This is a genomic window from Devosia neptuniae (assembly GCF_025452235.1).
GTDB lineage: Bacteria > Pseudomonadota > Alphaproteobacteria > Rhizobiales > Devosiaceae > Devosia.
Genome location: NZ_CP104965.1, coordinates 2,615,374 through 2,639,789 on the forward strand (window position 1 = coordinate 2,615,374; position 24,416 = coordinate 2,639,789).

Consider the following 24,416-nt stretch of genomic DNA (forward strand, 5'->3'; position numbering starts at 1 on the left):
TTCGGGCTCTCATCCCCCTCCCTGACCCTCCCCGCGAAGGGGGAGGGTGTCGACTGAGGCTTCCGATATGGAGCACTTGCTGCATGGCCGACATTGCCCATTCCACTAACGGCCTCGCTCCCGCTTCGGAGATGCTGCTCCGCCACTATCGGCAGCAGGTGTTCGTCCGGCGCATTTATTCGGTCATTGGCGTGGTGCTGGTGCTGGTGGCGCTGCTGGCGGCGATGAATTTTGCCAATGCGGCGAACTCGGGCAAGTTCTTTGACCGCATCCCCTATATGTTCGATTTTCTCAAGAACTTCGTGCCGAATGATCCCTTCGAGATCTTCCGCGCCATGTTCGATCTGCCTTCGCCCTATGCCGATGGATCGCTGAAGTTCGACTATGTTTCGGACCGGCATTATGTGCTGGGCAGTTTCTACATTCCCAATTTCATCTACCAGCTGATCATCACCGTAAATATCGCCATTGTGTCGACGATTATCGGGGGCGGGCTGGCGTTTTTGCTGTGCTTTTTCGCAGCCACCAATCTGGTTGGCGCGGGGCCGGTGCGCTGGATCGTGCGGCGCATCATGGAAGTGTTCCGGGCATTTCCGGAAATCGTCATTGCGGGGCTGCTGACCGCTGTGCTGTCGATCGGGCCGATTGCCGCCATCGCGGCGGTGTCGCTGCATACGATCGGGGCGCTGGGCAAGCTGTTCTTCGAAGTGGTCGAGAATGCCGATATGAAGCCCGAGGAAGGGCTGCGCTCGGTGGGCGCCAATTGGCTGGAGCGGGTGCGCTACGCCATCGTGCCGCAGGTCATGCCCAATTTCGTCAGCTATGCGCTGCTGCGCACCGAGATCAATGTGCGGGCTTCCACCATTATCGGGGCGGTGGGCGGGGGCGGTATTGGCGAAGTGTTTCGGCTGTCCATCGGCCGCGATCATGCGGCCAAGACCTATGCCATCATTATTCTGCTGCTGATCACCATCGTCTGCATCGACCAGTTTTCGAGCTGGCTGCGGCACAAGCTGGTGGGCCGGCAATCGTTCGAACTGGGCCGGGGAGAAGCGTGATGAGTGCGATCAGCCAGGCCGAGCGCAGCCGCCTCGCGACGAAATATCCCGAAGTGTTCAAGCAGAGTTTCTTCCAGCGCTGGGGCCTGTTGGCAGGCCTGGGCGTGACTGTGCTCTACCTGCTGTTCTGCTGGCTGCTGTTCAATGTCGGACCGGCGCTGCAGAATGGCAAATGGGAGCGGGCGGCGATCTATGTTCAGGATTGGTATTCCTGGCGGGCCACGCCACGGCTGCGGTTTGAGGATGGCAAGGTGGTGCCGCAATGGTCGAGCCGTGGGCAATATAAAGCGGGCGCCACTATCGACTGGCTGGTGCCGCATGAAGATGGCAGCATGACTGCGAGCTTTGGCGGGGACCGGCTGGAGATTTCCACGGCTCAGGTCGATGTCTATCTCGGCGGCCTGGCCTATCCCGTTTCTATCACGTCCAGCGCCGCATTGGCGCCGGCCGGGGCGCCTGCTGCCATGGTGCAGTCCGGGGACAAAGTGCTGGTCGATTTCGGTTTTGCCGGGCAGGCGGAAATCCGCAACAATCAGGTCTATGTGCAGCGGCGCTTCCTGGGCTGGGCCAATTTCCTGTTCGATCCGAAATCCCCGCTCTGGGGCAATGACCTGTTCAGCACGGTGGGGCTGGTGTTCAGTGGCGAGCGGGTCGATCCCGACAAGTCCAATGCGCAATTGGTGCTGGACGAATGGCTGGGCAATCGCGCCTGGCAGCATGGCGACATCCTGGCCAAGCTGATGCAAACGCTGGTCATGGCCTTTGTCGGCACGCTGTTCGCAACGCTGGTGGCCTTCCCGTTCGCTTTCATCGCCGCGCGCAATATCACGCCCAATCGCACGGCGAACTGGCTGATGAAACGCAGCTTTGATTTCCTGCGCTCTATCGACATGCTGATCTGGGCGCTGTTTTTCACCCGTGGCTTCGGGCCCGGGCCAATCCCCGGTATTGCCGCCATTTTCTTCACAGACACGGGCGCCTTGGGCAAGGTCTATGCTGAGGCGCTGGAGAATGTGGATGACAAGCAGCGCGAGGGCATGAAGTCGGTTGGCGCGAGCCCAGCCGCGGTCAATCGCTATGGCGTGGTGCCGCAAGTGCTGCCGGTGTTCGTGTCGCAGTCGCTGTATTTCTGGGAGAGCAATACGCGCTCGGCCACCATTATCGGCGCTGTGGGGGCAGGGGGCATCGGGCTCAAGCTGCTCGAGGCCATGGGCACCAATTCGGACTGGGACAAGGTGGCCTATATGGTGCTGCTGATCCTGATCGTGGTGTTCCTGTTCGACAATATTTCCACCATCATCCGCTCAAGGCTGATCGGCCCGAGCGGGCACTAGGCATGGCGCATCTGAAAGGAATGGTGGGCCCACCAGGACTCGAACCTGGAACCAGACCGTTATGAGCGGTCGGCTCTAACCATTGAGCTATAGGCCCTTGGCAGCCTCATAGCAGGGTCGTGGCGTGTGTCAAAGGGGGAGGGCGTTGTCGCTGTCGCCTTCGATCAATTCCATGGGCAGAACCTTGCGAACGACGCCCAGCGGATATTGGGCGGCATAGGCGGGCATGGTGGCAAGCAGGGCTTCGGCGAGGCTAATGCCCAGCTCGCGCAGCGAGAGACGGAAGCAGGTGAGCTTGGGCGTGAGGTAATGGGCGTGCGGGCTGTCGCGGCCGATGACGGCAATGTCGCGCCCGGGTGTCAGGCCCGCCTCGTGCAGGCCGCCATAAAGGCCGACCGAGAGCTTCTCATTGATCAGCACAAAGCCGGTGGGGCGTTTGTCGGCCGGCATGGCGGCGATGGCACGGGCGATCTGGTGACCGCCGCGCTCATTGGGATGGGTGCGGAAGACCAGGTCGGGATCGAATGCGACGCCGTGGCGCTCCAGTGTCTTGCGATAATTGTCGACAAAGACGAAGCCCAGATTGGTATCGTCTATCGGGGCAAAAACGCCGATGCGGCGGTGACCTTTGGCGACGAGACGATTGACCCCTGTTTCGGCCATGCCTTCGAAATCGAGATCGAGCCAGGGCTGGCCAGCATCGGTCAGGCTGCGGCCGAGGGCGACAAAGGGAATGCCGTTTTCGGCCAGATAATCGATGCGGTGATCCTGGCGCTTGGTGGCCGAGATGATCAGGGCATCGGCAAAGCCGCGGGCGACAACGCGCTGCAGATAGGCGTCGGGGTCTTCCTCGGATGAACAGAGCAGGGCGACGAGATCGAGCTGATGGCGGGCAAAGACGGTTTGCACGCCGTCAAAAACGCTCATGAAGAACACATCGCCTTCGCCGGTGATCTGCGAACCGGTCTGCATCATGAAGCCGACGACGCCGGTGGAGCCCTTGCGCAGGGCGCGGCCGGCCTGGTTGGGGACATAGCCAAGCTCGGCCGCGGCCTCAAATACGCGCTTGCGGGTGGCTTCGTTGACATCGGGCTTGCCATTGAGGGCGCGCGATACAGTGCCGATCGACACGTTGAGGTGCTCGGCCAAACGCTTGATACCGATCATTTTTCTGGCAGCTCCCCCCGGTGGCAGAGGACCGGTTTTGCACGGCCCCCTTCAACCCCTATTGACATGGAATAGCCGGTTTATATAGCCTCGTAAACGTTTACGGAATTGGCTTGCGGAGGAGGAACCCCCGGGCCATGGTTTCCGTATGGAGGATATCAGTTTGACGAAAACAGCCGTTCTGGCCGGGTGCGGAGCTATGTCCAAGGGATGGCTGAAAGCCATTCTGGAAGCGCCGGAGGTGGCGGGCCGGGTCGAGGTCGTCGGCCTGGTCGATCTGGACCCGGCGGTGGCGCAGGCGCGGGCCGACGAATTCGGTCTGGGCGGCGCTGTGATCGGCACCGACCTCGATGCCATGCTGGCCAAGGTCAAGCCGGATCTGCTGTTTGACGTGGTGGTGCCGGTGGCGCGCCATGATGTGGTGGCGACGGGCCTCAAGCACGGCTGTCATGTGTTGAGCGAGAAGCCGATGGCGACGTCGCTGGCGGCGGGGCAGGACCTGATCGAGAAGGCGAAAACGGCCGGGCGGGTGCATGCGGTGGTGCAGAACCGGCGGTTCATTGCCGGGGTGCGGCGCATTCGGCGGCTGATCGAGAGCGGTGCGCTGGGCGAATTGACGGCGCTGCATTGCGATTTCTTCATCGGTGCGCATTTCGGCGGCTTCCGCGAGCAGATGGACAATGTGCTGCTGCTGGATATGGCGATCCATACGCTGGATGCGGCGCGGTTCATGGCGGGCAAGGTGCCGTTGGCGGTCTATTGCCTCGAAAACAATCCGCGCGGCTCCTGGTACAGCCATGGCGCAGCGGCCAATGCGATTTTTGAATTTTCCGACGATGTGGTGTTCACCTATCGCGGGAGCTGGGCGGCCGAGGGCGCCAATACCAGCTGGGAAAGTGCGTGGCGCTTTGTCGGCACCAAGGGCACCCTGTTGTGGGACGGCGAAGACAGCTTCGAGGCCAAGGTGGTGGCGGGGGATAGCGGGTTCCTGCGCGATCTGAAGTCCATCGACGTGCCGGAGTTGGCTGATGCTGCTCAGACGCATGGCCATGCCAGCGTCCTTGCCGAGTTCCTGGCCGCCATCGACGAAAACCGCCAGCCGGAAACCGCCGGCAACGACAATATCAAAAGCCTTGCCATGGTCTTTGCGGCGATCGAGAGCGCCAAGACCAAGCAGCGCGTCACCATTGCAGTTTAGGAACAGAGCACGTGAGCGATCCAGCCAAGACCATCCGTATCGGCACCATGATCCAGGGCACGGCCGGCAAGGCCGCCGAGAACATTGCGGCCATTGCCGATCTGGGGTTTGAGAGTTTCGAGCCCTTCTTCTGGCAGACGACCAATGGGCAGGACCTGGCCGAGCTGGGCAAGCGCAGTCTCGACGCCATCGGCAATCGCGATATCACGATTTCCACCATCGGCATGTTCGGCAATCCGCTGGAAGACCAGGAAATGGATCGCCAGACCCTGCAGGGCTGGAAGGATTGCATCGACAATGCGCACCATTTCGGCGCGACGACGGTTGCGGGCTTTACCGGCCGCGTGCGCAACAAGCCGCTGACCGATAGCTTGCCGCGCTACAAGGAAGTGTGGTCGGAGCTGGCCAAGCGGGCGGCGGACAAGGGCGTCAAAATCGCGTTTGAGAACTGCGCCATGGATGGCAATTGGGCCAGTGGCGACTGGAACATCGCGCATAATCCCGATGCCTGGGAGCTGATGTTCAACGAGACACTGGATGACAATATCGGGCTCGAATGGGAGCCCTGCCACCAGTTGGTCTATCTGATCGATCCGATCCCCCAGATTCGCAAATGGGCGCACAAATTCTTCCACGTGCATGGCAAGGACGCGACCATCCGCTGGGAAGTGATCAAGGAGCACGGCATTTTCGGCAAGGAAAAGTTCGTCTTTATGCGCACGCCGGGCTTTGGCGATACCAATTGGACCGATGTGATCTCCGAACTGCGCCTCGCCGGCTATGAAGGCTCGATCGATATCGAAGGCTGGCATGACCCGGTCTATCGCGATGCGCTGGAAATGACCGGGCAGGTGCGCGGCCTCAACTATCTCAAGAATTGCCGTGGTGGCGAGTTCGTTGCCATGGCCAGCTAGATTGCCGGGCGGGGCTGGAGGGCCCCGCCTGGTTTTGCATGCGGCACATGCCGCCAAAGGGAGGAAGACAAATGAAGCTGACTAAACTCGGCCTTGCGGCCGGTATCGCATTGGGCGCGCTGCTGGCGGCGGGACCCGCCATGGCGCAGGTGACACTCAAGATCTGGTCGATCGACGGGGTGGATCGCGTGGGCATTGCCGACACGTTTTCCAAGGAATTCGACGAGCAGAATGAAGACATCGTGGTGGAATACCGCGCCATTCCGTTCGATGACCTGGTGAACGAGACGCTGCGCGCCTTCGCCACCGGTAATGCGCCTGACATCGTCTCGTTCGACAATCCCGATTTCGCGATGTTCTCCTCGCGCGGGGCCATGCTCGACATTACCGACCGCATCGCGGCTTCGACCGTGATCAAGGCCGACAATTATTTCGCCGGTCCGCTGAACTCGGTGAGCTGGGAAGGCAAGTATTTCGGCATTCCGAAATATACCGACACGATCGGCGTGTTCTATAACAAGGACCTGTTTGCCAAGGCCGGCATTACCGAGCCGCCCACGACCTGGGAACAGCTGGCCGAATATGCCGAAAAGCTGACCGATCCGGCCAATAACGTCTATGGCGTGACCTTCTCGGCGCGTGCCGGCGAAGAGGGCACGTTCCAGTTCCTGCCGCTGATCCAGATGTCGGGCGGCAGCTATACCGATGTGAACACGGACGGCGCAATTGGTGCGCTCGAATTGTGGAAGAAGATCATCGACAATGGTTGGGCTTCCAAGGACGTGCTGAGCCTGGGCCAGTGGGATTCCACCGGCACCTTCAATTCGGGCAATGCCGCCATGGCCATTTCCGGCCCATGGGAAGTGGACCGCATGGTCGAGGACGCCAAGTTCGATTGGGGCGTGGCACTGCTGCCGACCCTGACCGAGGGTGGTGATCGTTCCTCGGCCCTCGGCGGGTTCGATTGGGGCATCATGTCCACCACCAAGCATCCGGACGAAGCCTTCCGGGCGCTGGAATATTTCGCCAGCCAGGACAACCGGATCTTTGCCGAATTCGGCAGCATTCCGGCGCGCAGCGACATTCCGCTGCCGGCATCGGGCAATGCGCTCAAGGATGCGGCGCTCAAGGTGTTCCAGGAGCAGTTGAAATATGCCCAGCCGCGTGGTCCGCACCCGGAATGGCAGAAAATCTCCAAGGCCATCTATGACGCCATGCAGGCGGCCCTGACCGGCCAGATGTCGGCCAAGGATGCGCTCGATCAGGCTGAAGCCACGATCAAGGGCATTGTCGGCTGAGGCATGACCTCCCGCCCGGCCGGAGCGATCCGGCCGGGATTTTTGTATAAGGGACGGCCGGATGACGAAGTTTTTCAATAGTTTGCGGGATGGGGTCGGGTTTGACCTGATCCTGGTGGGGGCGGCGATGCTGTTCCTGCTGGCGCTGGCCGGCCTGCCGCTGGTCTATAATGTGCTGATGAGTTTCCAGCAGGTGGATATGTTCACCCTGGGTCAGCTGATCCGCCCCTTTGCCGGCATTGCCAATTATGTGGCGGTGGTGCAGCAGCCCGAATTCTGGATGGTGACCCGCAATACGCTGGTGTTTGTCGTTGGCTCGATGACCGGGCAATTCGTGCTGGGTTTTGCGCTGGCGGTGTTTTTCGCGCAGAAATTTCCGGGGGCGGCGACCATTCGGGGGCTGTTCCTCGTGTCCTGGGTTATGCCGGGGCTAGTGGTGGGCGCGATCTGGAGCTGGATTCTGGCCGGCGATTTCGGCGTGCTCAATTCGGTGCTGCGTGGGCTGGGGATCATCCAGTCCAATATCTTCTGGAAATCGGATCCGAGTTTTTCCATCTGGGCGGTGATCATTGCCAATATCTGGCTGGGCCTGGCCTTCAACATGCTGCTGCTGTCGGTTGGGCTGGCCGCCATTCCGCGCGATCTCTATGAGGCGGCGGAACTGGATGGCGCCAATGCCTGGCAGCGGTTCTGGACCATTACCCTGCCTATGATGCGCTCGACGATCGGGGCGGTGCTGTCGCTGGGGCTGATCGGCACGTTGCAGCAATTCGATCTGTTCCCTGCGCTCACCGAGGGTGGCCCGGCCAATACGTCCAACGTAGCGGGGTACTGGTCCTGGCAGCTCAGCTTCCAGCTTTATGATTTTGCCAAGGGCGCCACGGTTTCGGTGATGATGTTCGTGCTCGTGCTGTTTGCCTCGATCCTTTATGTGCGCTCGACCCGGCATGAGGTGCGCGGATGACCCGGACTTATACGCCCTGGGCACTGCTCGCCATCGCGCTGGCATTGGCCGCTGTCTATCTGTTTCCGCTCTATTGGATGTATGTGACCAGCCTCAAATCGGGCTCGGAGATCTTCGCCAATCCGCCAACCTTCTGGCCGCTCGCGCCCAACCCGGATATCTATCCGCAGGTCTGGGCGCGGCGCACCATGTCCACCTTCCTGTGGAACTCGGTGGTGATTGCCTCGGGCGTTACCGCGATCACCGTGATCCTGGGCACGGGCTGCGCCTATGTGCTGGCGCGCTATCGCAGCGCCTGGATCGATCTGGGGCTGTTCGCCATCCTGATGCTGCAGGTATTGCCGGCATCGGTGATGATCACGCCGCTGTTTGTGGGGTTCAACCAGATCGGGCTGCTGAACTATCCGCGGACCGCGGTGGTGCTGGCAGCCGCGGCCAAGGCCATGCCGTTCTTCGTCGTGCTGGTGCGGGCCACGTTCATGAGTGTGCCGCGCGAGCTGGAAGAGGCGGCGCTGGTGGATGGCAATTCGCGGGTGGGGGCGTTTTTCTTCATCGTGCTGCCATTGGCCCGCAATGGCATTCTGGTCTGCGCTATTCTCACCTTCATGAGCTCGTTTGGCGAATATATCTATTCCAAGTCGATCATCCAGAGCCCCAATCTGCAGCCGGCCAGCGTTGGCCTCTCCGGGTTCCTGGGCCCCAATTCGTCGGACTGGAACGGCATCATGGCCTATTCGGCCATCTATGTGACGCCGATCCTTCTCGTCTTCGTCATCCTGCAGCGCCGGATCGTCTCCGGCCTTACCTCGGGAGCTCTCAAATGAGTGCAGAGCCGCAAATCGAACTCGTCGGCATCAACAAGCATTATGGCAGCTTCCATGCGCTCAAGAATGTCGACCTAACCATTCCCAAGGGGGCGTTCGTGGCGCTGGTGGGGCCGTCCGGTTGTGGGAAATCCACCTTGCTGCGCTCGCTGGCGGGGCTGGAAACCATCTCGGGCGGCACGATGAAAATCGCCGGCGAGCAGATGAATGGCGTGCCGCCGCGCAAGCGCGACGTAGCCATGGTGTTCCAGAGCTATGCGCTTTATCCGCATATGACGGTGGAGCAGAACCTGACCTATTCGCTGCGCCTCAAGCGGGTGCCCAAGGCGGAGGCGGCTCGGGCAGCGCGCGAAGTGGCGGAGACGACGGGGCTGACGCCGCTGCTGGCGCGGTATCCGCGCGAGTTGTCGGGCGGGCAGCGGCAGCGTGTAGCCATGGGCCGGGCGATCATTCGCAATCCCAAGGCATTCCTGTTCGACGAGCCGCTTTCCAATCTCGATGCGGCGTTGCGGGTGCATATGCGCAAGGAAATCCGCGCGCTGCATGACCGGCTGGGCGCCACTTCGGTTTATGTGACGCATGACCAGATCGAGGCCATGACCATGGCCGACCATGTGGTGGTGATGCGCGATGGGGTGATCGAGCAGCAGGGTTCGCCGCTGGAGCTGTATGACACACCGGCCAGCAAATTCGTGGCGGGCTTTATCGGCTCGCCGGCGATGAATTTCGTGCCGGGGAAAGTGAGCGCGGATGGGCAATCGGTGCAGCCGGATTTGCCGGGCGCTGGCTCGGTTGCGCTGGGCCGTTCGGTTGGGGCAGGGCGCTCGGTGCTGATCGGGTTGCGGCCCGAGCATTTGCAGGTGGGTGGCAATGGTCCGGCGGTGCTGCGGCTGCCGGTTTCAGCGGTCGAATCGACCGGGTCGATGACCTATCTGACGCTGGGCGATGATCCGGAGATCATGGTGGTCGATACCGGGCGCACCAGCGTGAAGGCAGGCGACACGATCTCGGTCAGTATCGAGCCGGGCAATGTGCATCTGTTCGATCCGGCGACGGAGAAGGCGATTTAGTGCCACGCCCTCGTGGTTCGACGGGCTCACCATGAGGTCTACTGGTAGGGCTGTGTTTTCGCAGTAGACCTCATCCTGAGCTTGTCGAAGGACGAGGTCGTGCCGCCTAATGCTGCCAGACGACCAGGCCGGCGGCGGTGGCCATCATCACGCCGGCGGTCTTATTGAGGCGACCGAGGGCCTTGCTGCTCTTGAACATTTCGCGGGCGGCGGAGGCGAGCCAGGCGTAGCCGCAGCCGATGATCAGCAGCACGATGACCACGATGGCGGTCAGCTCGGCAAAGGCCACTGGCGTCATCTGGTCGAGCGGGATCACCGTGGGCAGGATGGCCAGGTAGAAGACGATGGTCTTGGGATTGCCCATGGTGAGCGAGAAACCGGCGAGGAAGGTGCGCCAGGGATCTTCGTTCTTGGGCTTCATCTGCTCGGAGCCGGGGCGAGCGGTCCAGAATTTATAGGCGATGTAGAGCAGATAGGCGGCGCCCGCCCAGCGGATGATGGTGAAGACCGGGCCGAACCAGGTGGCGACGGCGGCCAGGCCGAAGACTGCGAAGACGAAATAGACCAGATCACCCGCCAGAATGCCCAACACCATGGGAAAGGCGCCCTTGAACCCGCCGCCAAGGGCGCGGGCGACAACGGCCGCGACGCCGGGACCGGGCACGAGCACGGCGATGGCGTAAGCGATGGTGAAGGTCAGGAGGGTGAAGGGTTCCATGGGTGGTATCCGGCGAATGGGAGGCGGACACTACGCCTGCGGGCGGAGGTTGCCAATCGTCCTTCACAACCGGACCACTATTTCTCGCTCATTGCGTCCCAACCACAATGTCATTCCCGCGAAAGCGGGAACCTCTGTTGGCGATGTTGGGTAAGAAAACGGAGGTTCCCGCTTTCGCGGGAATGACATTGTGGGGAGGAATGAGGCGGGGGATGGGAGGGCGCTGTGGGGGCGGTCGCTCGGTGCTTACGGCAGCCGGGCCAAGCGCTCCGTCAGCAGTTTGTAAAATCCATCGGCATTGCCATTGCGCAGGTAGGTCGCGTTCTTGGCCCTGCCGGTGACGTGCCAATAGTCCACCACGGTCATGCCGACGGTCAGCTCGCTCGCGGTTTCGATGGCGACGTTGCAGTGGCGGCCTTCGAACAGGTCGGGCTGCAGCAGATAGGCGATGACGGTGGGGTCGTGCAGGGGGGCGCCGGTCCAGCCGTATTTCTTGAGATCGAAGGTTTCCGAGAAGGTCAGCATGGCGTGGACCGCGGCGCCGGACGCATTGCCGATGGCCTTGATGGCGGCGAGGCGCTCGGGGGTCGACTGGATCTGGTGGGTCACGTCGAGCGGCAGGATGGTGACGGGCACGCCGCTGCGCAGCACCACATCGGCGGCTTCAGGATCGACATAGATGTTGAATTCGTGCGGCGGGGGTGATGTTGCCCACCTCGAAATAGGCGCCGCCCATCATGACGATTTCGGCGATGCGCTCGGCAATGGCGGGCTGCTTGATCAGCGCCATGGCGATATTGGTCAGCGGCCCCAGGGTGCACAGGGTGATGGTCTTGGGCTCGGCGGCCATCAGGGTATTGATGATGTAGTCGACGCCATGCAGGGTCTGCAGCGGCATTTGCGGATCGGGCAGGTTGGGGCCATCGAGGCCGGTTTCGCCGTGGACGTGCTCGGCGGTGACCAGGTGCCGGCGCAGCGGGCGGGAGCAGCCGGCATAGACCGGGATATCGCTGCGACCGGCCAGTTCCACCACCTTGCGGGCATTGATGGCGTTTTGCGCGACGCCGACATTGCCGGCGACTGCCACCACGCCCAGCACATCGAGCTCATCCGGGGAGGCCAGCGCCAAAAGGATGGCGACGGCATCGTCCTGGCCGGGATCGGTGTCGATGATGATTTTGCGGGACATGTCGGAACCTTGGCGCGTTGAAAACCGGCGCGATGGTAGCGGCGGTCATGGCGCCGGTCGACTGGGGATATGCGGGTTGTACAAAGGAACGTTTGCGGCAAGCCAACGTTGGTGGTTGGCAGGAATTCCCCCGCTATTGGAACGCTATATGGCCCGCTCGCCGCGACCGGTTGCAAGCAGTGATCTGGATGAGAGCCAGTTCGAGCGGATATTAGGCAATGCCGCCCGCATTGCCATTGTCCTGGTCGGTTTTGCGGTGCTGCTGGTGGTGTTGCAGGAAGGGCGGGTCATTCTGGCGCCGGTCACGCTGGCGATCATTATCGGGCTGATGTTCGGCCCGGTGGCGGATCGGCTTGAGGCTATCGGCGTGCCGCCGGCACTGTCGGCCGGTGTGGTCGTGCTGCTGTTGCTGACGGTGATTTTCGGCGGGGTTGCGCTGTTTGCCGTGCCGCTGTCGGAATGGGTGGCGCGGGCGCCGACGATCTGGGAGAAGCTGCAAAACGAGATTTCGGCGCTGCGCGAGCCGATGGAATCGGTAGCCGCGTTCCAGGAGCAATTGACCTCGGTGTTTGGCAGCGCCTCGGCCATGGCGGTGACGGTGGAGGATGGCGGACAGGTGATTGGCCTCGCCATGCTGGCGCCGGCCATTGGGGCGCAGGTGCTGATTTTTCTCGCCAGCCTTTATTTCTTCATGGCGACACGGGACCATATCCGTGTGTCCGTACTGTCGCTGTGTGTCAGCCGGCGGATGCGCTGGCGCACGGCACATGTGTTTCTCGATGTGGAAACCAAGGTCAGCCGGTTTCTGCTGTCGATCACCTTTATCAATTTCTGTGTCGGCTGCGCGGTAACGCTGGCCATGTGGGCCATCGGCATGCCCTCGCCGATTCTGTGGGGCGCCATGGCAGCGGTGCTCAATTACATTCCCTATGTGGGGCAGGGCGTGATGATCCTGGTGCTGCTGGCCGTGGGTCTGGGCACGCAGACGGGGCTCGAAAACATCCTGCTGCCGGTGGGGTGCTATGTGGCGATCAACTTTGTCGAGGGGCAAATCCTGACGCCGCATTTCATCGGGCGGACCATGACGCTCAACCCCTTCATCATTTTTCTGTCGATCACCTTCTGGCTGTGGGCCTGGGGGCCGGTGGGCGGGTTGGTCGCCGTGCCGACGCTGTTGATGGCACATTCGATTCTCAGCCATGCGGTGCCGAGCAAGCCTGTCATGCCCAAGCGCCCGGTGCGGCGCACGCGGAATATGACCGACCGCGACGAGTTGCTGGCTAATGCCGCGGTGGCCATTCGCGAGCAGGCCGAGGAGCAGAAAAAGCCCGAAAGCAAGCGCAAGAACGAGCGCATGCAGCCCCCCGACGGCACTGCGCCAAGCGGGGCGGAGCCGGCGGCGTGAAGCTGGTTTGCACGCGCCCTGCTTGACGCGCGGGGGCAGATCGGAACACTGCATAGCCTGGTTCATATTGGGAGAGCATGGTGGCAGGCGAAGCGGTTGGACACGCGGCAGAAGCCGCATCGCATGGCATCGATCTGTTGCCGGTCGTGGCGCTGCTGGCCGCCGGGGTGATTGCCGTGCCGCTGTTCAAGCGGCTGGGACTGGGCTCGGTGCTGGGCTATCTGGCGGCCGGGCTGCTGCTGGGGCCATCGGGTCTTGAAGTCATCAACGATCCGGCGTCGGTGCTGCATCTGGCCGAATTGGGCGTGGTGATGTTCCTGTTCATCATCGGGCTTGAAATGGAGCCATCGCGGCTGTGGTCGCTGCGTAAGCAGATCCTTGGGCTCGGCGTCATTCAGGTGGCGGTTTGCGGGCTGCTGCTGACCGGGGTCGGCATCCTGCTTGGTTTCGCGCCTGCCGTGGCCTTCGTCTTCGGCATGGGTTTCGTGCTGACTTCGACCGCCATCGTCATGCAGATTCTGGGCGAGCGGGGCGAGCTGTCGAGCGATAGCGGGCAGCGCATGGTGTCCATCCTGTTGCTCGAAGACCTCGCCATCGTGCCGCTTTTGGCGGTGGTCGCCATTCTGGCGCCGACCGGCGGGGAAGAAACGCTGGTGAGCCGGTTGACCGGCATTGCCATCGCGCTGGGCGCCATCGGCCTGCTGATTTTCCTCGGGCGCCGCATCATGAATCCGTTCTTTTCGCTCTTGGCTTCGACCAAGCTGCGCGAGGTGATGACCGCGGCGGCTTTGCTGGTGGTGCTGGGGGCGGCCTTGCTGTTCCAGGTCAGCGGGCTCTCCATGGCCATGGGGGCGTTCCTCGCCGGGGTGCTGCTATCGACCTCGACCTTCCGGCACCAGCTCGAGGCGGATGTCGAGCCGTTCCGCGGCATCCTGCTGGGGCTGTTTTTCCTTGCCGTCGGCATGTCGCTCGATCTGGCGATCGTGCTGCAGAACTGGGGCATTATCGCCATCAGCGTGGCGGCCTATATGCTGGTCAAGGCGGGGGCGATCTATGCCATCGCGCGCGCCCTCAAGTCGAGCCATGGCGAGGCGCTGGAGCGTGCGGTGCTGATGGGGCAGGGCGGCGAATTCGCCTTTGTGCTCTATACCACTGCCGCGACCGCCGGGCTGATCGACGGGCCGACCAATGCGATCTTTACCGCCACCGTCATCATCTCGATGGTGCTGACGCCGTTCTTCATCATCGGGCTGCGCTATGTGCTGCCCAAGGAAGAGACGCAGTCGATGGAGGGCGTGGAAAAGGCCGATGGCCTGTCGGGCAAAATCCTCATTATCGGCTTCGGGCGCTTTGGGCAGATTGCCAGCCAGCCGCTGCTGGCCATGCACCATTCGGTGTCGATCATCGACAACGACACCGAGATGGTGCGGGTCGCCGCGCAGATCGGCTTCAAGGTCTATTATGGCGATGGCACGCGGCTCGATATACTGCATGCGGCGGGCGCCGGCACGGCCGACGTGATCCTGATCTGCACCGACAAGAAGGAGCAGACCACCCGTATCGCCGAATTGCTGCGCGATGAATTTCCGCTGGTGCGGGTGATGGCGCGGGCGTTCGATCGTGGCCATGCCATGGAACTGATCAAGGTGGGGGTGGAATATCAGCTGCGCGAGATGTTCGAATCCGCGCTGACCTTTGGCGGCGACGTGATCAAGATGTTGGGCGCAAGCGAAGAAGAAGCCGCCGAAGTGGTGGAAGGCGTGCGCGATCGCGACCGGCAGCGCTTCGAAATGCAATTGGCGGGCGCCGATCAACTGGAGGGCAGCCGCCTGCTGCTCAGCAATGCGCGCGACCAGGCTCGCGAAGGCGGGGTAGTGTTGTCGGAGGAGGCCGTGGAGGACACTATCGCCAAGAGCACCCAGCCTGCGTCCTAGACATGGAAGGGCTGCGCGAGGGGGCTTCCGCCTGCCCAAATTAAGTGCAATGCTTGAGCACAACAGAGGGGAACTGTTCGTCATGAAAACTGGATTGCGATATGCCGCAAAAGCCAATCGTTTACGACGCGCCTACCCCCGAACGCCCTGCAGCAACAGTTGAGGCTATCCAGGGCGAGATCCTCGAAAGACTGATCTATTCTGTCGGCAAGGACCCGATTGTTGCGCGGCCACATGATTGGCTGGCGGCAACTATTCTGGCGGTGCGCGACCGGGTGATGGACCTCTGGATGGAGTCCTCGCGCGAGACGTGGCGGACCTCCAACAAGCGGGTGTATTATCTCAGCCTCGAGTTCCTGATCGGCCGGCTCATGCGCGATGCCATGAGCAATGTCGGGCTGATGGAGCCGGTGCAGGAAGCGCTCAAGAACCTCAATGTCGATCTGGGCGACCTGATCAATCTCGAGCCCGATGCGGCGCTTGGTAATGGCGGGCTGGGGCGGCTGGCGGCGTGTTTCCTCGAATCCATGTCGTCGGTAAAAATCCCGGCCTATGGCTATGGCATCCGCTATGTGCATGGCCTGTTCCGCCAGGAAATGAGCGAAGGCTGGCAGGTGGAACTGCCCGAGGAATGGCTGGCGCACGGCAATCCCTGGGAATTCGAGCGCCGCGAAAGCGCTTATGAGATCGGTTTTGGCGGCCATGTCGAGCCGGTGACCGATCCCGATGGCAGCGTGCGCCAGGAATGGCGGCCCAATGACCATCTGCTGGCGGTGGCTTTTGACACCCCCATTGTGGGCTGGCGCGGGGCGCGGGTGAATACGCTGCGGCTGTGGAGCGCGCAGCCGATCGATCCCATCCTGCTCGACAAGTTCAATTCGGGCGACCATATCGGCGCGCTGGAAGAAAGCGCGCGGGCTGAAGCGATTACGCGGGTGCTTTACCCTGCAGATTCAACGGCGGCCGGCCAGGAATTGCGGCTGCGCCAGGAGTTTTTCTTCTCTTCGGCCTCGCTGCAGGACATCGTGCGGCGGCATCTGCAGCAATATGGCGATCTGGGCTCGCTGCCCGACAAGGTGGCCATCCAGCTCAATGACACGCATCCCTCGATCTCGATTGCCGAGCTGATGCGCATCCTGATCGACGACAATGGGCTCAAATGGGCCGATGCCTGGAAGCTGACGCGCGGCACGTTTGGCTATACCAACCACACGCTGTTGCCCGAGGCGCTGGAAAGCTGGCCGGTGGCGCTGCTGGAGCGGCTGCTGCCGCGCCATATGCAGATCATCTACCAGATCAATGCCGATGTGCTGGCCGAGGCGCGGCAGCGCGCCAAGTTCAATGATGCGCAGATCGCCAATGTATCGCTGATCGACGAAGCCGGCGGCCGCCGCGTGCGCATGGGGCAATTGGCCTTTGTGGGCTCGCATTCGATCAATGGTGTGTCGGCGCTGCATACCGAATTGATGAAGCAGACGGTGTTTTCCGACCTGCACAAGCTCTATCCCGACCGCATCAACAACAAGACCAATGGCATTACGCCGCGACGCTGGCTGATGCAGTGCAATCCGGCGCTGACCAAGCTGATCGGCGAGCGGATCGGTACGGGGTTTCTCGACGATATCGACCTGCTGCAGGGCCTCAAGGCACATGCCGAGGACCCTGGATTTCAGGCGCAATTTGCTGCCGTCAAAACTGCCAACAAGCAGCGCCTGGCCAAGCTGATCAAGGACCGGATGGGCATCACTGTGTCGTCGGACGCGCTGTTCGACGTGCAGATCAAGCGCATCCACGAATATAAGCGCCAGCTGCTCAATATCATTCAAGCCGTTGCCGCCTATGACGAAATTCGTGCGCATCCGGAACGGGAATACGTTCCGCGCGTTAAGATTTTCGCAGGCAAGGCGGCTCCGGGCTATTGGAACGCCAAGCTCATCATCAAGCTGATCAATGATGTCGCCAAGGTCATCAATCACGATCCAGCGGTGCGTGGCCTGCTCAAGGTGGTGTTCCTGCCCAATTACAATGTGAGCCTGGCCGAAGTGATCGTTCCTGCCGCTGATTTGTCCGAACAGATTTCGACCGCGGGCATGGAAGCGTCGGGCACGGGCAATATGAAATTCATGGCCAATGGCGCCATCACCATCGGGACGATGGACGGGGCCAATGTGGAAATGCACAAAGAAGTGGGGGCCGACAATATCGTTATTTTCGGGCTCTCCACCGAAGAGGTGAATGAGAAGCGGGCCAAGGGCGACGTGCCCAAGGACGCTATCGAAGCCTCGCCACGGCTCAAGGAAGCACTGGAATCGATCTCATCGGGCGTGTTCTCGCCCGATGATCCGAACCGCTATCGCGATCTGATCGGCGGGCTTTATGACCATGACTGGTTCATGGTGGCGCGCGATTTCGATGCCTATGTTGCGGCCCAGGCCGAGGTGGATGCGCTGTGGAACGACAAGCGGCACTGGAACGCCGTGGCTATCCGCAACACGGCGAGCGTGGGGTTCTTCTCCTCGGATCGCACGATACGGCAATATGCGAAGGATATTTGGGGCGTCGGGGCGACGCCGGCATGATTGTGAGCCGCGAGGCACCCGACGGACAAGATCGGGCTCGCTTGATGTTTGGATTTAGAACCCGCAGGGCCATTGGCCCGCAGGCGGTTCACGGGGGGACGTGCGTGTGACCAAGGAAATCTGGCAAGCCGACACCAGGGACGTCGACGCAATCGTCAATGGCCGCCATTCCAACCCCTTCGCCTTTCTGGGGCTGCAGGAGGTGGCGGGCAATTGGGTGCTGCGCGCGTTCATTCCCCATGCCGAAATGGTGACGGCCTTTACGCTGGATGGTACCGAGCTGGGGCATTTGTTCCCACGTCATCCGAGCGGGTTTTTTGAAGGCAAGGTGACGGTGGACCGCCGCCAGCCGATCCGCTATCGCGCCAAGAATGCCGGTGGCGAATGGGATGTCTATGATCCCTATTCCTTTGGTCCCGTGCTGGGGCCGATGGACGATTACTATATCGGGGAGGGCAGCCATCTCAGGCTGTTCGACAAGCTGGGGGCCCACGAAATGGAATTCGAGGGCATCCACGGCACGCATTTTGCGGTCTGGGCGCCGAACGCCCAGCGCGTCAGCGTGGTTGGCCCGTTCAACGAATGGGACGGGCGGCGCAATCCGATGCGCAATCGTTTCGAGACCGGTATCTGGGAAGTGTTCGTGCCGATCCTGGGCACGGGTACGCTCTATAAATTCGAGATCGTTGGGCCCGACGGGGTGGTGTTGCCGCTCAAGGCCGATCCCTTTGCGCGTCAATCCGAATTGCGGCCGCGCACGGCTTCGGTCGTGCCCGATCCCACCCCGTTCACGTGGACGGATGCCAAATATATCGAGGAACGCGCGACTCGCGATTGGCGGCGGACGCCGATGTCGATCTATGAGGTGCATCTGGGCAGCTGGCGGCGCCGGCCCGATGGCGGCTTCCTGACCTATGATCAGTTGGCCGAGCAGCTCGTGCCCTATGCTGCCGACATGGGCTACACCCATATCGAGCTGCTGCCGATCAGCGAGCATCCGTTCGATCCGAGCTGGGGTTATCAGCCCACGGGGCTCTATGCGCCCACGGCACGCTTTGGCGATCCGGCGGCGTTTGCCCGCTTCGTCAATGCGGCGCATGAGGCGGGGCTGGGCATAATCCTCGATTGGGTGCCGGCACATTTCCCGACCGATGCGCATGGGCTGGCCCATTTCGATGGCACGGCTCTCTATGAGCATGCCGATCCGCGGCAGGGTTATCACCCTGACTGGAACACCGCGATCTATAATTTCGGGCGCAAGGAAGTGGTGAGCTTCCTCGTCAACAACGCGCTCTATTGGCTGGAAAAATTCCATATCGATGGGTTGCGCGTCGATGCAGTCGCCTCGATGCTCTATCTCGATTATTCGCGCAAACCCGGCCAATGGGTGCCCAACCAGCACGGCGGCAATGAGAATCTGGAAGCCGTCGAATTCCTGCGCCGGGTGAATACGGAAGCCTATCGGCTGCATCCGGGCACATTCATGATTGCCGAAGAATCTACCGCCTGGCCGGGCGTTAGTCAGCCGGTCCATACGGGCGGGCTGGGCTTTGGCTTCAAGTGGAATATGGGCTTCATGAACGACACGCTGCGCTTCATGAGCCGCGAGCCGGTGCATCGCAAATTCCACCACAACGACATGACCTTTGGCGCTGTCTATGCCTTTTCGGAAAATTTCGTGCTGCCGCTGAGCCATGACGAAGTGGTGCATGGCAAGGGCTCGCTGCTGGAGAAAATGCCCGGCGATGACTGGCAGCAATTTGCTAATCTGCGTGCCTATTACGCTTTCATGTGGGGGCATCCCGGCAAGAAACTGCTGTTCATGGGCCAGGAATTCGCCCAGCGCGAGGAATGGGCGGATGGCAAATCGCTCGATTGGTACCTGCTTGAAGCGGGCATGCATGAGGGCACGCGCCGGCTGATTGCCGACCTGAACCTGGCCTATCGCCAATTGCCCGCTTTGCATGAGCGCGATTGCGAGCCGGACGGTTTTGAATGGGTGATCGGCAATGACCATGCCAATTCGGTGCTGGCCTGGCTGCGCAAGGCGCCGGGGGCCGATCCGGTTCTGGTCATCTCCAATTTCACGCCAGTGCCACGCAACGGGTACAAAGTGCCTATGCCGCTGGTCGGCAAGTGGATTGAGCGCATCAATACCGATGCCGGTTGGTATTCGGGATCCAACACGGGCAACCAGGGTGCCGTGGAGGCCTATGCCGTTGAGGGGCGGCATTGGCCGGCGGAGGCAGAGCTATACCTGCCCCCGTTATCGACGCTGTTCTTGAAATTCGAGCCCGAATGATCGGGTGTGAGGGATACGTTCCGGATCAATCCGGGCGACGCGTGGAGGGTTAGAAATGGCAGACTATAGAATTCCATCACCATTGGCCCGCGAGGCCATGGCCTATGTGCTTGCCGGGGGGCGCGGCACGAGACTTATGGAACTGACGGATCGGCGTGCCAAGCCGGCGGTGTATTTTGGCGGCAAGTCCCGCATCATCGACTTTGCGTTATCGAATGCGATCAATTCGGGCATTCGCCGGATTTCGGTGGCGACGCAATATCAGGCCCACAGCCTGATCCGCCACCTGTCGCGCGGCTGGAACTTCCTGCGCCAGGAACGTAACGAAAGCTTCGACGTGCTGCCCGCCAGCCAGCGGGTGGCCGAGGACATGTGGTATGCCGGCACGGCCGACGCCGTGTACCAGAACATGGACATTATCGAGGATTACGGCGCCCGCTATATCGTGATCCTGGCCGGCGACCATATCTACAAGATGGACTATGAAATCATGCTGCGCCAGCATGTGGACACCGGCGCCGATGTCACGATCGGGTGCCTTGAAGTGCCGCGCATGGAGGCCACCGGCTTCGGCGTGATGGCGGTCGACGGGCGCGACCGGGTGGTCGATTTCGTGGAAAAGCCCAAGGACCCGCCGGGCATTCCGGACAATCCGAACATGGCTTTGGCCTCGATGGGCATTTATGTGTTCGAGACGCGGTTCCTGATGGAGCAATTGCGCCGTGATGCCGCGACCGAAGGCTCCAGTCGCGATTTCGGCAAGGATATCATTCCCTATATCGTCAAGAACGGCACGGCCTGGGCGCATCGCTTCAACCGCTCCTGCGTTCGCTCGAGCAAGGAAGAAGTCAGCTATTGGCGCGATGTCGGCACGATCGACGCCTATTGGAAGGCCTCGATCGATCTAACCGATATCGAGCCGCAGCTCGATCTTTATGATCGCGACTGGCCGATCTGGACCTATGCCGAGATCACGCCGCCGGCCAAATTCGTGCATGACTTCGATGGACGGCGCGGCTCGGCGGTCAATTCGCTGGTCTCGGGCGATTGCATCATTTCGGGCGGGCATTTGCAGCGCACGCTACTCTCGACCGGTTCGCGCGTGCATTCCTATTCGGAACTGCATGAGGCGGTGGTGCTGCCCTATTGCGATATCGGGCGCAATGCGCGGCTCAAGAAGGTGGTGATCGACCGCGGCGTCAATATTCCCGAGGGGTTGGTGGTCGGGGACGATCCCGAATTCGACGCCAAATGGTTCAGGCGCACCGATGATGGGGTGACGCTGATCACGCAGGCCATGATCAACAAATATCTGGCGAGCCGATGATCGAAGTCCTCTCGGTTGCTTCCGAGCTCTATCCGCTGATCAAGACCGGCGGTCTGGCCGATGTCACCGGGGCGCTCCCCGGTGCCTTGGCGCAAAGCGGCATTACTATGCGTACCCTGGTGCCGGGCTATCCGGCGGTGACGAGCAAGCTGAGTGGTGGGCGGGTGGTGGCGGAGATCGCCGACCTGTTCGGCGTACCGGCCAAGCTCATTGCCGGCCGGGTGGCGGGCCTCGATATTATCGTTATCGAAGCGCCCGCGCTTTATGACCGGCCGGGCAATCCCTATGTCAGCCCCGATGGCTGGGACTGGTCGGACAATTGGAAGCGCTTTGCCGCCCTGAGCTGGGTGGCGGCCGAGCTGGGGCAGGGGCTGGTCGAAGGCTATTTGCCCCAGATCATCCATGCGCATGACTGGCAGGCGGGGCTGGCCCCCGCCTACATCAAATATGGTCCATCCGACCGCGTCAAAACGGTGATGACCGTCCACAACATGGCGTTCAAGGGCTTTTTCGGGCCCGAGATTTTCTCGCAGCTGCGGCTGCCGCCGCATGCCTACGGGGTCAATGGCGTCGAATATTACGGCGGCATTTCCTATCTCAAATCGGGCATGGAATGCGCTGACTATGTCACCACGGTCAGCCCCAATTATGCCGATGAAATCCGCACTCCGGCATTCGGCATGGGGCTGGAAGGCCTACTCAATGGCCGGGCCGATACGGTGCTTGGCATTCTCAACGGCATCGACATTACCGCCTGGGATCCGGCGACGGATAAAGCGCTGGTTCAACCCTATGGCATCAACACCATCCACCAGCGCCGCGCCAACAAGCTGGCCGTGGCCGATCGCTTCGGGCTTGATGGCGTCGATGGCCCGCTGTTCTGCGTGGTCAGCCGGCTGACCGACCAGAAGGGCATGGACCTGCTGCTGCAGATCGTGGACGGAATGGTCGATCTGGGCGCGCGGCTTGCCGTGCTGGGTTCGGGCGAGGGGTATCTGGAAGACGGCTTCCGCTATGCTTCGGCCCGCCACCCGGGGAAGGTCGCGATCATCACCGGCTATAACGAAGATCTCTCCCATCTGATGCAAGGAGGGTGCGACGCAATCCTGATCCCGTCCCGGTTCGAGCCCTGTGGGCTGACCCAGCTTTATGGGCTGCGCTATGGCTGTGTGCCGGTGGTCAGCCGCATTGGCGGGCTGGCCGATACTGTGATCGATGCCAATCCGGCCGCAATTGCCGCCGAAGTTGCAACCGGCGTCATGTTCGACGCCGGCAGCGCGCATGCGCTGTATGAAGCCATCCGGCGCACCGTCCGGCTCTATGCCAATGACAAGCTCTGGAAGAAAATCCAACGGCGGGGAATGAAGTCGGACGTCTCCTGGGAAACCAGCGCAGCACGCTATGCCGACCTCTACGCCACCCTTATCGGGCAGAAGACAGATGACAGTTCAGACGATTAAGACCACCCCCTTTGGTGACCAGAAGCCTGGCACATCCGGCCTGCGCAAGCGGGTGACTGTGTGGCAGCAGCCCAATTACGTCGAGAACTATATCCAGGCCATCTTCGATAGCCTCGAGGGCTTTGAGGGGCAGACGCTGGTGATCGGCGGCGATGGCCGGTTCTACAATGACGTGGCCATCCAGAAGGCCATCCGCATCGCTGCGGCCAATGGCTTCGGCAAGGTGTTGGTCGGGCAGAACGGCCTGCTGTCGACGCCGGCAGCGAGTCATGTGATCCGCCATCACAAGGCCTATGGTGGCCTTGTTCTGTCGGCCAGCCACAATCCGGGCGGACCGGATGGCGATTTCGGTATCAAGTACAATATTTCCAATGGCGGGCCGGCGCCTGAGAAGATCACGGATGCCGTGTTCGAGCGGACCAAGGTGATCGACAGCTACAGAAGCGTTGATGCGCCCGATATCGCGCTGGGGCAGATCGGCACCCAGCAAGTGGGCGGCATGGTGGTCGAGGTCATCGACCCGGTGACCGACTATGCGGCGCTGATGGAGACGCTGTTCGATTTCCCGGCGATCCGGGCGCTGTTCGCCTCGGGCTTCACCATGACGTTTGACGCCATGCATGCCATTACCGGCCCCTATGCCCATGCCATTCTCGAAGGCAAGCTCGGGGCGGCCAAGGGCACCGTGGTCAACGGCACGCCATCGCCCGATTTCGGCAAGGGCCATCCTGACCCGAACCTGGTCTATTGCAAGGACATGTTCGACCTGCTGATGACGCCAGAAGGCCCCGATTTCGGCGCCGCCTCGGATGGCGATGGCGATCGGAACCTGATCATCGGCAAGAACCGGTTCGTGACGCCCTCGGATTCCTTGGCGCTGCTGGCGGCCAACGCGCATCTGGCGCCGGGCTACAAGGCTGGTATTGCCGGCATTGCCCGCTCCATGCCGACCAGCGCCGCTGCCGATCGCGTGGCCGAAAAGCTCGGCATCGAGATGCACGAGACGCCGACCGGGTGGAAGTTCTTCGGCAATTTGCTCGATGCCGGCCGCGTCACCATTTGCGGCGAGGAAAGTGCCGGCACAGGCTCCAACCATGTGCGCGAGAAGGACGGGCTCTGGGCCGTGCTGCTCTGGCTCAACATCATCGCCGCGCGCAAGCAGGGCGTCGACCAGATCGTGCGCGAGCATTGGGCCACCTATGGCCGCAATTATTATACCCGTCACGATTATGAAGAGGTCGATGCTTCCATTGCCGGCAAGCTGGTCGATGACTTGCGTGCGCAATTGCCGACGCTTCCGGGAAAGACCTTCGGGGAAGACCTGCAAGTCGCCTATGCTGATGACTTCACCTATCACGATCCGGTGGATGGCTCGACCAGCGCCAAGCAGGGTATCCGTATCGGTTTTACTGATGGATCGCGCATTGTTCTGCGGCTGAGTGGAACGGGTACGGTCGGCGCGACGTTGCGGCTCTACCTTGAACGATACGAAGCCGCCGACGGACGGCATGACCTGGATACCCAGCTGGCGCTGGAGCCGCTGATCGCGCTGTCAGAGACCCTGGCGGGGATCAAGCAGCGCACCGGCCGCGAGCAGCCGAGCGTCATCACCTGAACGCCGCGGCGAAATGACGACATTCGCCGGCGAATTGACGAAATCAAATCGCCGGCTCTA

General features: G+C 61.6%; 17 protein-coding genes, 1 tRNA gene and 1 pseudogene. 15 read left to right on the forward strand and 4 right to left on the reverse strand.

Features of this window, described 5'->3' with window-relative positions; translation table 11 throughout:
* Positions 1-83 precede the first annotated feature (83 nt).
* Complete coding sequence (gene phnE / locus N8A98_RS15675) at positions 84-1,058, forward strand: phosphonate ABC transporter, permease protein PhnE (RefSeq protein WP_262166641.1); 975 nt, start codon at positions 84-86, stop codon at positions 1,056-1,058.
* Complete coding sequence (phnE, locus tag N8A98_RS15680; protein WP_262166643.1) at positions 1,058-2,392, forward strand: phosphonate ABC transporter, permease protein PhnE; 1,335 nt, start codon at positions 1,058-1,060, stop codon at positions 2,390-2,392. Before phnE (N8A98_RS15675) ends, phnE (N8A98_RS15680) begins: the two co-directional genes overlap by 1 nt.
* 21 nt (positions 2,393-2,413) lie before the next feature.
* On the opposite strand, the gene N8A98_RS15685 is transcribed toward phnE (N8A98_RS15680), so the two are convergent.
* Positions 2,414-2,489: transfer RNA gene (locus N8A98_RS15685), tRNA-Ile, on the reverse strand.
* A gap of 32 nt (positions 2,490-2,521) precedes the next feature.
* On the reverse strand, positions 2,522-3,559 hold the full coding sequence (locus N8A98_RS15690; protein ID WP_113121865.1) for a LacI family DNA-binding transcriptional regulator: 1,038 nt from the start codon (positions 3,557-3,559) through the stop codon (positions 2,522-2,524).
* Positions 3,560-3,758: 199 nt separating this feature from the next.
* On the opposite strand from N8A98_RS15690, the gene N8A98_RS15695 reads away from it, so the two are divergent.
* The 6 genes from N8A98_RS15695 (at position 3,759) to N8A98_RS15720 (ending at position 9,827) form a co-directional block, all read left to right on the forward strand.
* A complete protein-coding gene (locus N8A98_RS15695) occupies positions 3,759-4,757 on the forward strand; it encodes a Gfo/Idh/MocA family protein (protein WP_262172020.1) in 999 nt (332 codons plus the stop codon).
* Positions 4,758-4,768: 11 nt separating this feature from the next.
* Entirely contained in the window at positions 4,769-5,671 is a 903-nt protein-coding gene (locus N8A98_RS15700; protein WP_262166648.1) for a sugar phosphate isomerase/epimerase family protein, read from the forward strand.
* A gap of 71 nt (positions 5,672-5,742) precedes the next feature.
* The gene (locus N8A98_RS15705; RefSeq protein ID WP_262166649.1) at positions 5,743-6,969 is read left to right on the forward strand and encodes an ABC transporter substrate-binding protein; all 1,227 of its coding nucleotides are present in this window, start codon (positions 5,743-5,745) and stop codon (positions 6,967-6,969) included.
* Between the two features lie 61 nt (positions 6,970-7,030).
* Positions 7,031-7,933 carry a carbohydrate ABC transporter permease gene (locus N8A98_RS15710; RefSeq protein ID WP_113121861.1) on the forward strand — a complete coding sequence of 301 codons (903 nt, stop codon included), beginning with the start codon at positions 7,031-7,033 and terminating at the stop codon, positions 7,931-7,933.
* Positions 7,930-8,757 carry a carbohydrate ABC transporter permease gene (locus N8A98_RS15715; RefSeq protein ID WP_262166652.1) on the forward strand — a complete coding sequence of 276 codons (828 nt, stop codon included), beginning with the start codon at positions 7,930-7,932 and terminating at the stop codon, positions 8,755-8,757. The genes N8A98_RS15710 and N8A98_RS15715 overlap by 4 nt, the downstream gene beginning before the upstream one ends.
* The gene (locus tag N8A98_RS15720) at positions 8,754-9,827 is read left to right on the forward strand and encodes an ABC transporter ATP-binding protein (protein WP_262166653.1); all 1,074 of its coding nucleotides are present in this window, start codon (positions 8,754-8,756) and stop codon (positions 9,825-9,827) included. The genes N8A98_RS15715 and N8A98_RS15720 overlap by 4 nt, the downstream gene beginning before the upstream one ends.
* Before the next feature lie 106 nt (positions 9,828-9,933).
* Here N8A98_RS15720 and N8A98_RS15725 read toward each other — a convergent pair whose 3' ends face one another.
* A complete protein-coding gene (locus N8A98_RS15725) occupies positions 9,934-10,545 on the reverse strand; it encodes a LysE family translocator (RefSeq protein ID WP_262166654.1) in 612 nt (203 codons plus the stop codon).
* A 246-nt stretch (positions 10,546-10,791) separates the two neighbouring features.
* A pseudogene (locus N8A98_RS15730) lies at positions 10,792-11,734 on the reverse strand (nucleoside hydrolase).
* A gap of 148 nt (positions 11,735-11,882) precedes the next feature.
* Here N8A98_RS15730 and N8A98_RS15735 point away from each other — a divergent pair.
* The 7 genes from N8A98_RS15735 to N8A98_RS15765 all read left to right on the forward strand — a co-directional run bounded on the left by N8A98_RS15735 (position 11,883) and on the right by N8A98_RS15765 (position 24,356).
* The gene (locus tag N8A98_RS15735; RefSeq protein WP_262166656.1) at positions 11,883-13,139 is read left to right on the forward strand and encodes an AI-2E family transporter; all 1,257 of its coding nucleotides are present in this window, start codon (positions 11,883-11,885) and stop codon (positions 13,137-13,139) included.
* Between the two features lie 77 nt (positions 13,140-13,216).
* Entirely contained in the window at positions 13,217-15,073 is a 1,857-nt protein-coding gene (locus tag N8A98_RS15740) for a monovalent cation:proton antiporter-2 (CPA2) family protein (RefSeq protein WP_113121855.1), read from the forward strand.
* A gap of 101 nt (positions 15,074-15,174) precedes the next feature.
* Complete coding sequence (locus tag N8A98_RS15745) at positions 15,175-17,652, forward strand: glycogen/starch/alpha-glucan phosphorylase (protein WP_113121854.1); 2,478 nt, start codon at positions 15,175-15,177, stop codon at positions 17,650-17,652.
* A 106-nt stretch (positions 17,653-17,758) separates the two neighbouring features.
* The gene (gene glgB, locus N8A98_RS15750) at positions 17,759-19,954 is read left to right on the forward strand and encodes a 1,4-alpha-glucan branching protein GlgB (RefSeq protein WP_262166659.1); all 2,196 of its coding nucleotides are present in this window, start codon (positions 17,759-17,761) and stop codon (positions 19,952-19,954) included.
* Positions 19,955-20,009: 55 nt separating this feature from the next.
* Complete coding sequence (gene glgC, locus N8A98_RS15755) at positions 20,010-21,281, forward strand: glucose-1-phosphate adenylyltransferase (RefSeq protein WP_113121852.1); 1,272 nt, start codon at positions 20,010-20,012, stop codon at positions 21,279-21,281.
* Entirely contained in the window at positions 21,281-22,741 is a 1,461-nt protein-coding gene (glgA, locus tag N8A98_RS15760; RefSeq protein WP_262172021.1) for a glycogen synthase GlgA, read from the forward strand. The genes glgC and glgA overlap by 1 nt, the downstream gene beginning before the upstream one ends.
* A complete protein-coding gene (locus tag N8A98_RS15765; protein ID WP_262166661.1) occupies positions 22,722-24,356 on the forward strand; it encodes an alpha-D-glucose phosphate-specific phosphoglucomutase in 1,635 nt (544 codons plus the stop codon). The genes glgA and N8A98_RS15765 overlap by 20 nt, the downstream gene beginning before the upstream one ends.
* Positions 24,357-24,416 lie beyond the last annotated feature (60 nt).